At 62.4% G+C, this 11,849-nt stretch carries 9 protein-coding genes; 4 read left to right on the top strand and 5 right to left on the bottom strand.

Translation table 11 applies throughout. The annotated features are described in order from the left end of the window. Positions 1 to 5 precede the first annotated feature (5 nt). A complete protein-coding gene (locus KW845_RS16780) occupies positions 6 to 1,145 on the bottom strand; it encodes a mandelate racemase/muconate lactonizing enzyme family protein (protein WP_218370478.1) in 1,140 nt (379 codons plus the stop codon). 235 nt (positions 1,146 to 1,380) lie between these two features. On the opposite strand from KW845_RS16780, the gene KW845_RS16775 reads away from it, so the two are divergent. Beyond that, positions 1,381 to 2,361 (top strand): LacI family DNA-binding transcriptional regulator, encoded by a 981-nt coding sequence (locus KW845_RS16775; RefSeq protein ID WP_218370477.1) that lies wholly within the window; start codon positions 1,381 to 1,383, stop codon positions 2,359 to 2,361. Between the two features lie 56 nt (positions 2,362 to 2,417). Here the strand turns inward: KW845_RS16775 and KW845_RS16770 are convergent, their stop codons facing one another. Genes KW845_RS16770 through KW845_RS16755 form a run of 4 tightly spaced genes read right to left on the bottom strand, consistent with a single transcriptional unit; the run spans position 2,418 to position 6,642 of the window. Then, the gene (locus KW845_RS16770) at positions 2,418 to 3,866 is read right to left on the bottom strand and encodes a PLP-dependent aminotransferase family protein (protein ID WP_218370476.1); all 1,449 of its coding nucleotides are present in this window, start codon (positions 3,864 to 3,866) and stop codon (positions 2,418 to 2,420) included. Between the two features lie 9 nt (positions 3,867 to 3,875). After that, entirely contained in the window at positions 3,876 to 5,135 is a 1,260-nt protein-coding gene (locus KW845_RS16765) for a TRAP transporter large permease (protein ID WP_218370475.1), read from the bottom strand. A 17-nt stretch (positions 5,136 to 5,152) separates the two neighbouring features. Then, the gene (locus KW845_RS16760) at positions 5,153 to 5,692 is read right to left on the bottom strand and encodes a TRAP transporter small permease (RefSeq protein ID WP_218370474.1); all 540 of its coding nucleotides are present in this window, start codon (positions 5,690 to 5,692) and stop codon (positions 5,153 to 5,155) included. Positions 5,693 to 5,712: 20 nt separating this feature from the next. Then, positions 5,713 to 6,642 carry a TRAP transporter substrate-binding protein gene (locus KW845_RS16755; protein ID WP_218370473.1) on the bottom strand — a complete coding sequence of 310 codons (930 nt, stop codon included), beginning with the start codon at positions 6,640 to 6,642 and terminating at the stop codon, positions 5,713 to 5,715. A gap of 316 nt (positions 6,643 to 6,958) precedes the next feature. Here KW845_RS16755 and KW845_RS16750 point away from each other — a divergent pair, with 316 nt between their 5' ends. The 3 genes from KW845_RS16750 to KW845_RS16740 are packed head-to-tail and all read left to right on the top strand — an operon-like array spanning position 6,959 to position 11,797. Beyond that, positions 6,959 to 8,074, top strand: a complete 1,116-nt coding sequence (locus KW845_RS16750; protein ID WP_218370472.1) for a histidinol-phosphate transaminase — start codon at positions 6,959 to 6,961, stop codon at positions 8,072 to 8,074. Positions 8,075 to 8,085: 11 nt separating this feature from the next. Continuing rightward, a complete protein-coding gene (locus KW845_RS16745; protein ID WP_218370471.1) occupies positions 8,086 to 10,164 on the top strand; it encodes a hydantoinase/oxoprolinase family protein in 2,079 nt (692 codons plus the stop codon). A 4-nt stretch (positions 10,165 to 10,168) separates the two neighbouring features. Next, on the top strand, positions 10,169 to 11,797 hold the full coding sequence (locus tag KW845_RS16740) for a hydantoinase B/oxoprolinase family protein (protein ID WP_218370470.1): 1,629 nt from the start codon (positions 10,169 to 10,171) through the stop codon (positions 11,795 to 11,797). The last annotated feature ends 52 nt before the right edge of the window (positions 11,798 to 11,849 follow it).

Here is an 11,849-nt window from a genome sequence, read left to right as displayed (position 1 = left end):
GCTTCTTATTGCTTGTCCAATCGGTAGCGGTTCACCTTGTCGGTGTCCAGGCAGATGCCAAGACCGGGCCCGTCCGGGACGATGACCTGGCCTTGCTCGATGCGCACCGACTCCTGCACGATGTCTTCGGCGATCATGTCAACCAGGCCGGTTTGGAAATCCCCCACAAGTAGAGAGCCTGGCCAGGCGGCCGCGAGATGCGCCACTGCCGCCACATTCAGGCTGGTCGACGGATGATTGCCGGGAAAGATGCCTATGCCGAGCGCCGCGGCCATGTCCCAGAGCCCGCGGATGGCGTGAATGCCGCCATTCTTTGCCGATTTGGTCTGTACTATCCGCGCGGCGCCGCGCCGCGCTATTTCCAGCAGCGCGTGGCTGTCGGTCAGCGATTCGTCCGCTGAAATAGGAATGCGGACCGCGCGCGCCAAAGCGGCCATTCCGTCCAGGTCCCACGCTGCCAACGGCTGCTCGACAATATCCAGGTCCAGGGCTTCCAGCTTGGCGAGCAGGCGCAGGGCATCGCCATATGACATGGCGCCATTGGCGTCGGCGCGCAAGGTGATGCGGTTGTCGAAATGCTTGCGCAGCGCCGCCAGGTCTTCGAAATCCTGTATGGGATCCAGGCCGATTTTGACGCGCAGGTGTCGATACCCTTGCTCGACAGCGCGTTGTGCGGCGTCGAGCATGGCCGGGCTGTCCCCGGTGATGCCCAGTGCGATCCCCACGTCGATACGGTTTCGGCACATACCTCCAAGCAGGTCATAGAGCGGCCGGTTCAGGGTTCTGGCCTTGACGTCGTACAAGGCGTCGCCGACCGCGGCTTGCAAATACAGGCCCCCGGCAAGCTGCTTGTCCAGCGCATGCATCAAGCTGCTGATTTCAGAGCACGGCTTTCCCAAAAGCAGGGGCGCCGCGTGATCGCGGAGCTTGGCATGAAGCCCGGCCAGCGTTTCTCCACTGCCTTGCCGGCGCCAGGCCTGGGTTTCGCCAATGCCGGTCACTCCGTCTTCCGTGGTGATACAGACGACGAACAGCTCGACTTCGTTGCGCACGGCCTGGTGCGGAGCGGCCATGGTGAAGGACCGGGCAAACGGCAGGCGCAAGGGTATGCCTTCGACGCTGCGGATATGAGAACCCTTTGACAATTGGAGCTCCTTGAACGGCAATGTTAGCGTATGACATTGAAATCGATGTTAGCGCATGACATTTTATGCGTCAACATCTCGCGCACCGCTCGTGCCGGCTTGCGAAGCTGCTTGCGTCACGCCTTGGGAACCGGGCAGGCCGCGTATCGATGGGCGGCCAAAAGGATGAGATAGAATCTGCCAATCTATGGATAAAGGCGATACGACTTCCGACCCACCCCGCGGCTCAGTTCGAATGGAGCACGTGGCGCAGCGCGCCGGTGTTTCTTTGATGACGGTGTCGCGTGCCTTGCGTGAGCCATCCCTGGTGGCACAGCCCACCCGGGACCGGATACAGGATGCCATCACAGAACTGGGCTACGTCGGCAGTGCTTTCGCCGTACAGCTTGCCAGTGGCCGGACCCGCCTGGTCGCGGTGTTGTTGCCCGATCTGCGCAATCCGGCGTTCGCTGTCGAGATGCAAGGCTTGGCCGAAGGGTTGGGCGAGGGGCTGGAACTCATCGTCTCCGGCGTTCGCGGGTCCGGTACCCGGCATGACCAAGTCGCGCGTGCGCTGTTGGGGTATAAGCCCGCCGCGCTGGTCATCCATGGCGGCCGTCATTCTCATGAAATGCGGGAGCTGCTGGTCCGTTCGAACGTTCCCATCGTCGAGCTGGGCTCACTGGTCGCACGCCCCATCAACATTGCTGTCGGGTATTCAAACCGAGCCGCGGGCCGGGTCGCCACCGAGCATCTTCTGCAGCGGGGCTACCGCACTATTGGATTCGTCTCGCAGTCCAGGAAAGACAACAGCCGCGCCGACGATCGCTGGCTGGGCTTTCGTGAAGCGTTGCGAGCAGCTGGCATCACGCCACGCCCCGAATTGGAATTGGAAACGTCACTCGGGTATGAGCGCGGCGCAGAGGCTCTCAAAGAGCTGTTGTGCCGCGAACCCAAAATCGATGCCGTGTTTTTTACCGGAGACGGTTGGGCGCTGGGCGCTCTGTTTTATTGTCAACGGGAAAACATCAGTGTGCCAGGCCGAGTGGCTATCATGGGCTTCGACGACCAGGAGCTCGCCTCTCAGACCGTGCCCTCGCTGACCAGTATCCAAGTGCCGCGCTACCGGATGGGCTGGGAGGCAGGAACGCTGTTGCGTTCTCAGCTAGACGGAAAGGCGCCAGAACGCAAGCGCATTGATCTTGGCTTCAAGCTGGTTCACAGACAAACGACCTGACTTCATGCGCAAGACGCTCGGCTAAAAGGGCCTTGATTTCTCAGGGCCCCAGGGCGCTAAACAATCGACCCCAACCCGCGTGAACGACCCAGCGAAAGCTTTCCGGCTACCCGCTTCAGGGCTTCGTCGAGCACCTGCTTTGTGGCAGCTCGCCCCAGGCTCAGCCGCATGGCGTGCGGGATGGGCGCCTCGCCAACCAGGAAATGGGACGCAGGCGATACCTGTACCCCTTCCCGGTAGAGTTCCGCGGCCATTTCGTCGGATCGGGTATCGCCTGTCGACACCCAGATGTGGTACGTCGCAGCGCTATCCAGCGTCTGCATGGCAGGCCCCAGAATACGCTTTGCCAGCGCGACGCGGCGTTGCGCTTCATTGCGGTGCAGCGCAACGCATTGGTCTGCGCGGCCCGATACGATAAGCCGCGTTGCCACCGCAGCCTGCAAGACGGGTTCAGTCCAGGCAAGCATCAGCATGGCATCGCGCATGCGCGGCATCAGGGACGCCGGCGCGGCCACATAGCCCAGGCGCAAGCCCGGCGCGACGGTCTTCGACAGGCTGGTCACCACGACGACGCCATCCGGCCACAGGGTGGCGAGCGGCGGAGCTTCGTTGCCAAGGAACAATCCGTAAATATCATCTTCGACGATCGGCGTTCCCGCGGCGCGCGCGGTGCTTACCAGCGCGGCGCGCCGGCGGGGAGACATCGTCACGGATGTCGGATTGTGCGTGGCAGGCGTGCAGACGATGGCCTTGGCTTGATGGTGTTCGATCAGGCCGGGAAGCGCGTCGACGTCCATGCCTTCGCTATCGACCTCGACACCCACCAGTTTGATGCGCAACAGCTCTCCAATCCGGCGCAGGCCCGTGTAGTTGAGCCGTTCGCACAGGACCGTGTCGCCGGGCTGCGTGAGCGCAAGCAACGACACAATCAGCCCTTCATGGGCACCCTGGGTAATCAGGATCCGGTCGGTGTCGACCTCGTAGCCGCGCCTGGCGAACCATTGGGCCCCCGCTTCTCGATGAAGCAGGCTGCCCGGAATCGGTTGATAGTCGAACCCGCTAGCCGCGTCCATGATATTGGCAACGTCTTTCAGGTTCTCTTGAAGCAGCGCCGCGGTGATATCCACGGGCGGGGCATTCAGCGAGAGATCAAGCACCGCCGATGTGCCGTCCCGCGGGGCATCGGCCGGCCTGGCGGTGATGAACGTTCCGCTGCCTGCGCGCGCCGTCACCAGCCCGCGGCGCATGGCAATGCTGATCGCCTTGGTGACCGTGGCGATCGTGACATTCAGATAGTTCGCGATGTCTCGTTGAGGGGGAAGCCGCATTCCGGGAAGCAGCACGCCGTCGGCCACGCCGCGCTCGATGGCGGCGACGACGGCGGCGTACTTCGTACTGCCTTCGGTTTCAAGCGTGGGCGTCCAGCCCGCCATGAGCGGCACAACCGACATGGGTGCGGAGGGTTCCGCTTCGGCATGCTTTCTTTGCTTGCCTGTTATTGGCATGCGAGCCTCCTACCAGCCTATGGTCAGCCACGACCCCCCTGGGATATACATCAGGCCAAGTAATACTATGAGGACCGCGCCGATGAACGGAAGTGTACCCCTAAATACCTCCATGACCGGGACCTTGCTGATGGCACTGATGACGAACAGATTCAGCCCGATCGGAGGAGTGATGACCGCGAGCTCCATATTCAGGATCAACAGGATTGCGAAGTGCGTCAGGTCGATATGCGAGGCGTTCAGCAGCGGAATCAGGATGGGCATGGTGATCAGGATGACCGAGATCACCTCCAGGAACATGCCCAGCAGCAGGAAGAACAGCATCAGCGCGGTCGTCAGTTGCCAGCCGCTCAAATCCAGCGCCGAGATGAACTCGAAAATCCGCTGCGGCAGCTGTTCCGCTGTCAGTGCATAGCTGAACAGGCTGGCCGCCGCGATGATCAGCATGATCATGCCTGCCGTGGATGCCGACAGCGTCAGCATCGCAGGTACCTTTTTCCAAGGCGTGCGGTATACCAGCAAGGCGATCAGCAAGGCATAGATGCACGCGACGGCAGAGGCTTCCGTCGGGGTGAAGTAACCCGAATAGATGCCGCCCAGGATGATGATGGGCAAAAGCAGTACGCCGCCGGCTTCGCGCGTGCGCTGCAGGCGCACGGCCCGGGATTGCTTGGGGGATGGCATCACGCCAGAGCGCACGCCCGCGATGAACGCAAACAGCACCAGCATTGCCGACAGTGCGATGCCTGGCAGCAAAGCCGCCTTGAACAAGCCGCTGATCGACGTTTCGGTAATCATCCCGTAGATGATCAGCGGTATGGAGGGCGGCAGCACGATACCCAGGCCGCCCGCGGTGGCGATCAGCCCGACCGAGAAGGGCCGCTTGTACCCTCGGGCCAGCATCTCGGGAATCATGACCGAGCCTACTGCGGCAGCGGTGGCGGTCGACGAACCGCAGATCATCGAGAAAAAGATGGTGGCAAGCACTGCCACCACCGGCAGGCCGCCCCGGTTATGGCCGATCCAGGCATCGACCATATGAACCAGCTTGGCGGTGGCCCCGCTGCGGTTCAAGATCTCTGCCGAGAGAATGAAGAACGGGATCGACAGTAGCGTCGTGGAGTTCAGCGCGCCAAAAAGGTACGACGCGAAGGTGCTGGGGTACTCGCCAGCCGCGGTCATGTAGGCCAGGCCGGACAGCGCCAGCGTGAAGGCCACAGGCGCGCCGATCAGCAGGCCGAAACCCAGGACACCAAAGGTGGATAGCATGAGTTCTTGCTCCTGGCTCAGATGTTGCCGGTGTTGGCCGACAGTTCCGGCGTTGCCGGCGCGCCCGGGGCCCGCGGCCCGGCGTGGAAGACGTCGAGCAAGTGCACAATCGAGTGCACCAGCATCAACACGCCGCCAAGCGGCATGATGATTTGCGGAATCCACATGGGGATGCTGATCATTCCCAGGGTGCGGTCGCCGAAAGTCAGGCTCTCGGCTATCAGCAGGTAGCCCGAATAGCAAAGCATTCCCGACATCCCGACCATCAGCAGGGCGCTCAACAGCCGCAGTACGTAGGCGATGGGTGGCGGACACACCATCAACAGGACATCCACGCGGACATGGACATTGCGCTGGATGCCAACGCCCGCGGTCAGGAACACGCTCCACACGGCGCAGAAGGCCGCTATTTCGTATAGCCCGCTGAAACTCAGCCCCAGTATGCGCAGCACGATCTGCACGAACACCAGCGTGGCAGCGATGAAAAGAAGCACCCCGCCGCTGAGATCCTCGATCCACTCCACCACGGTGAGTGCCCTGCCAAGTAAGCTAGCCATGACTCGCTCCTGTCGCCGCTTCAGCGTTGTTGGCGAATCTGGTCGATCAGGGCCTTGGCGTCGTCGCTTTGCGCGGCTTCTGCCGCATCGGCAACCTGCTGCCATCGGCCCAGTTCCTGGGCGTCCGGCGTGAACCATTGCAAACCGTTGTCGGCCAGGTACTTTTCCCAATGCGCAATATTGCTGAGCGCTTGTTCCCGATTCCAGGCGCTGGCCTCATCGGCCGCGCGCAGGAATCCGGCTTTCTGCTCGGGGCTCAACCTGGACAGGCTCTTGCTGTTCACGACGAAGCCGTAGCCGCCCACGCCGAACATCATCTTGCTGCCCGAGGTCAGTACTTCGTTCCATTTGGCCGGCCCGGCGTACGTGGGCGTGGTCAGCACCGAATCGGCGACCCCTTGCTGCAGCGCCAGGTAGACTTCCGTTGCGGGAATCGACACCGACGTGGCGCGGGCGGCCTCGAGCAGGGCCTCGAGCGGCCGCGATGGCGCCATGCGCACTTTGCGGCCTTGCAGCTTGCCCGGCTCGCGAATCGGCTCGCCCTTGGCGAACAAGTACACGGGGCCGTCGTGCCAGATACCCAGGCCGGTAATGCCGCGTGTGGACAGCGAGGCCAGCAAATGCTTGCCGATCGGGCCCGCGAAAATGTTTATCGCATGCTCGGGGCTCTTGAAGAGCAGCGGCTGGTAAAGCACGTCCCACGACCGGTCGATGCCCGAAAAGTAGCTGGTGTACGGTGCCGCGATATCGATCTGCCCGCGTGCCACGGCGCGGATCTCGTCCATGGTCGGAACCAGTTGCCCCCCTGGGTAGACCTGGATCTTTACCGCCCCGGAAGTGTACTGGTCGACCAATTCGGCAAACTTGTTGGCAGTTTGTCCCTTGATCGCGGTTTCGGGTGCTTCGTGGGCGAACTTCAGGACGACCTGGGCAGCTTGCGCGGCTGGCATTGCCGCCGTCGCGAGACATGCCGCCGCCATCCATCTACGTAGATATCTGTTCATGGGAACCCCCTGTGCTCGGTTGCTGATGTCGGGGGTCCATAAAATCATATTACGAAACCTGCATAAATAGGTATAAATACTAGGCTAATCATTAATCTGGCTGGGATATCCTGATAATTACTCTGTGATTTTCATGTGAAACGACGATTTCACCGGGTCTTTTGGAAAATTATGAACCTCAATGTTCATTAATACTAGTTGACCGTCTGAATTGTACTCTTTAATCTCCGTAATTGAACTAGTTTTATTGGAGGAGTGTGAGATGGTCATCCCTAGCAATCAAGCCTTGATCGACGGTGAGCTCTATGTGCCCGGTTTGCCGGCGGAGTATGTCGCCGAACGTTTTGGCATCGCCCCGGCCGATGTTGCCAAGCTGGGTTCTGCCGAGAATCCTCACGGCGCATCGCCGAAGGCCCTGGCGGCCGTCAAGGAAGCCGAGTCGCGCCTGGCCATTTATCCGGACTGGACAGCACGGGCTTTGCGAACCGCCATCGCCGAAAAATATGGATTCGACCCGGACGGCGTAGTCTGCGGGTCTGGCGAGACAGAAGTCATTTCCATGGTGATCCGGGCGTTTGCCGGGCCGGACGATACCGTGCTGATGCACAAGCCCTGCTTTCCGCTGTATCGCATTTACGCTCATTGCGAGGGCCGGCGCCCGCTTTATGCACCGATGGGGCCCGATTTCGAGTTCTGCATGGACGAGTACCTGGCCTTGCTGGCGCAGCGCCCGCGTATCGCATTCCTGACCAGTCCGCATAACCCTTGCGGCCGCCTGATGGAAATCGACGACATCCGCCGTGTTTGCGAGGCGGCCGACGACGCGACGCTGGTCGTGCTGGATGAGGCCTATATCCACTACAGCGAAACCGAGGGGGGAATGCACTTGCTGCGCGAATACCCGAACCTGATCGTGCTGCGTACTTTCTCGAAGGCATTCGGGTTGGCTGGCTTGCGCATCGGCTTTGGTATTGCCAACAATGTGGGCCTTATCGATCCGCTGCGCCGCATCAAGCCCACCTGGAACATGGGCCAGGTGCAGATCGCTGGCGGAGTGGCCGGCATCAATGACGACGCGCACGTGGCCCGTGCGGTGCAGACCATCGTCGAGAACCGCGCCTATGTGGCTTCGGAACTGGCCAAGAGCGACCGGTTCAGCATGGTGCCCGGTTCGCGCTCGAACTTCTTCCTGACGCGGATACTGGATCCCGAGCTCGGCGCAACCCATGTGTTCAACGAATTGCTCAAGCGCGGCGTCATCGTCAAGGACGGCAACGATATCATCGGCCTTGGCGACAGGTATCTGCGGGTCGACGTGAATCTCAAGAAGCACATGGACCGCTTTCTCTGGGCGCTATCCGAAATTCGCCCCCACTGAGGACGATAGCAATGGCAAAACAAGCACTCGTGATCGGCATAGATGTAGGCGGCACCTTTACGGATGCCATTGCGCTCGACCCGGATGCCGGCCGCATCCTGGCCGCGTTCAAGCTGCCTTCTACGCCATCGGATCCGGCAGAGGCGGTAGTCAGCGCCTTGAGGCGTATTGCCGAAACCTTCGATATCGCCGGCGCCACCGTATGCCACGGCACGACCGTCGGGACCAACACGCTGATCCAGCGCAAGGGCGCCAACGTCGCCCTGGTGACTACCGAGGGTTTCACCGACGTGCTCGAGCTGCGGCGCCAGAATCGCCCCACGCTTTACGATCTGGCGACCGCTGTATCCCAGCCCCTGGTCCCGCCGTCGCGCCGGTTGGGGGCGGCCGAGCGCATGGATGCCCAGGGCGAGCCGGTCAAGCCATTGGCCGACCTGGCAAAGCTGGTCGGCGCGATACGGGAATCGGGGGCCGATGCGGTGGCGATCTCTTGCCTGCACGCCTATGCGAACAGTGCCCACGAACAAGCCATTGCGCAGGCTGTGCAGCAAGCGCTGCCCGACGCCTTCGTTACCGCCTCGCACGACGTATGCCCGGAGTTTCGCGAATACGAACGTACCAGTACCACGGTGGTCAATGCCTACATCGGCCCGGCGGTCGGGCACTATATTCGCCGGCTGGCGCAGGCGGCGGCGTCCATGGGCATCAAGGATCTGATGATCGTCAAATCCAACGGCGGGCTGACTTCGCCCGACAATGCGCAGCGCTATCCGGTGCATCTGATCGAATCCGGACCGGCCGCAGGCATGATCGCCACGACCGCCTATGCCCGGGCCACGGAACGCGGCAATGTCATCGCCTTCGATATGGGCGGCACCACGGCCAAGGCCGGTGTGGTCCAGGACTACCAGCCCAAGATCACCGACGAGTTTCATGCCGATCATCTGGTCAATGGCAAGGAAGTCGGGGGTTATCCGATACGCAGCGCAGTGCTGGATATCATCGAGGTGGGCGCGGGGGGCGGCAGCATTGCCTGGATAGACAACGGGGGCGTGCCCAAGGTCGGGCCCGAAAGCGCGGGGGCCGATCCGGGCCCGGCCTGCTACAGCCGAGGAGGGCAGCACCCCACGGTTACCGATGCCCATGCCGTGATCGGCACCCTGAATGCCGAGACATTCGATGGCACCGGCGTGACGTTTTCCCGTGACCTGGCCGTGGCGGCCGTCAAGACGCACATTGCCGACCCCATGGGCTGGTCGGTGGCACGCGCCGCGCATGCCATTATCGCTATCGCCGTCGCCAATATGACCGAAATGGTGCGTTTGGCAACGGTGCGCCGCGGGCTCGATCCGCGCGAGTTCTCTATCGTGGCATCCGGAGGCGCCGGCCCGCTGCATGCTGCCGACGTGGGTGCCGAGGTCGGCGTCAAGGAAGTGATCGTGCCGCCTTATCCGGGGATCTTTTCCGCGCTTGGCGCGATGCTGGGCGAAATCCGGCACGATCTGTCCAGTACGCTGCTGCGGTCATTGGCAGGCCTGTCAATCGACGAGATGTCGACGGCGTTTCATGCGCTGGCTGAAAAGGCCGCCCGGTTGCTGGAGCGGGAAAGCGGCGGTGTCGGATCCACCTCGCTGACCCGCTACGCCGATCTGCGTTTCGCGGGCCAATTGTCCGAACTGAGGGTCCCGCTGGGCGCCTATGGCGAACCCTTGCCCGGGCTGGCCGATATCGAGGCCCGTTTTCGCCAGGCTTACCAGGGCGAATTCGGGTTCGATCTCGTCGACTCCAGCGTCGAGATGGTCAATATCCACCTGGTAGCGGAACGCCTGATCAAGGCCGACGCCGCAAGCGCGTTCCACGGGCAAGGCCTGCTGGCCGGCCCGGCGCAGGCCTACCAGTCGCGCCGCTACCTGGACGTGGAGGGGCGCGAGCGCATGATCCCGGTCTATCGCAGCGCCGATTGCCCGGGCGCATCGCTGCAGGGGCCCTTGATCATCGACCATGCGGGTTCGACGGTATGGGTTCCCGCTGGCCAGACGGCTTCGGTTGGCGCCGACGGCGGCGTCGTGTTTCGTCTTACGGAGGCTTGAGGCCATGGAACTCACCAAATGCGACGGCTCCATACTCGAACGCGACCCCGTCACGTTCGAAGTCGTCAAGAGCGCGCTGTACGCCATCTGCGGCGAAATGAAGAGCGTCATCATGCGCACTTCGTTCTCGCCCTTGCTCAGCCTGTCGGCAGACTTGTCTTGCGCATTGCTCGACGCGCAATGCAACGTCATTGCACAGGGCGTGGATATCCCCGTGCACCTGGGGGCGGCGCGTTTCACCGGCCTGGCTGCGCTGGCACGCTACCCGGCGCAAACATGGCGGGAAGGCGACGGCGTCTTGCTCAATGACCCCTATGAAGGCGGTACCCACCTGCCGGACATGTCCTTGCTTACGCCGGTGTTCTCCCAGGAGCTGCATGTGGGTTTCGTGCTGAGCCGCATCCATTGGCCGGACGTAGGGGGAATCGCCGCCGGCAGCTCCAGTGTCTGCGACGAGATCATCAAGGAAGGCCTGCGCGTGCCGCCCATCAAGATACTGGACCGAGGCGAGATACGCGAAGATGTGCTGAGGCTGATTCTTGCCAACGTGCGCGTTCCGTCTGACCGCAAGGGCGATTTCCAGGCGGCACTGGCAGGACATGCACGTGCGACGGAACGCGTCCAGCAGCTTTGCGAGCGTTACAGCGCGGCGGCCGTGATCGAGATCATGGCCGATACGCAGCGCTACAGCCGGCGCCTGGTCGAGGCTGCGCTGGCTGGCTTGCCCGATGCCGTGGTCAGCCATGCAGAGCAACTGGACGGCGACGGCATCACGCCAGGCGCCGCGCCTTGGGTCAAGGTCACGATTCGCAAGCAGGGCTCGACGATGGCCTTCGATTTCACGGGTTCGTCTGGCTGCGTTGCGGGGCCGATCAACGCGCCCCTGCCGGTGACGGCGTCGGCCGTGTACTACACCGTGCTGAGCTTTCTGGGTGGAGGCATCGCGCCCAATTCCGGTGTGTACGCGGGTATCGATGTAATAGCGCCCGAGGGCAGCATTGTCAACGCAACCTACCCGGCGCCGGTCGTGGCGGCCAATACCGAGACCGCCAATCGTATTGCGGATATCTTGCTGGGCGCACTGGCCCAGGCCTACCCCGAACGGGTCAGCGCGGGCAGCTATGGTTCTGCATGCGTCTACACCATGGGTGGCTACGATGCCGCGCGTGAGCGTCGGTTCGTCCACTATGAAACGATCGGCGGAGGCATGGGCGCTACCGCCACGCAATGCGGCACCAGCGGCTTGCGCACGCATATGGGCAACACCATGAATCTGCCTATAGAAAGCATGGAGGCGCAGTTGCCGCTGCGTTTCATCAATTACGAGATCGTGCGCGGCAGCGGTGGCAAAGGATTGAATGACGGCGGCAACGGCGTGCGCAAGACCGTCGAGATACTGGGCGATGACGTGCAGGCCTCGGTGCTGGGCGAACGCACGCGCACGCCTGCCGCCGGCGTGGCGGGCGGCAGGCAAGGCGCGCTGGCCGTTTTCCGTCTCCATGGGCCCAACGGGGTGCAAGAGCTCGAGGCCAAGAGCGGGCCTCACAAGTTGACCAGGGGCGCCCGGCTCGAGATGGTTACCGCCGGAGGCGGTGGGTGGGGTATTCCGAACGAAACGAAGGAGAAACCATGAGTGTCCATAGATCTGATCCCCGGGTTCGGGTGGCTTTGCTGGTGCCGTCTTC

The sequence above is a fragment of the Bordetella sp. BOR01 genome (assembly GCF_019218885.1).
In the GTDB taxonomy this organism is placed as follows: Bacteria; Pseudomonadota; Gammaproteobacteria; order Burkholderiales; family Burkholderiaceae_B; genus Bordetella_A.
This window is presented reverse-complemented; position numbering and strand designations above follow the sequence as displayed.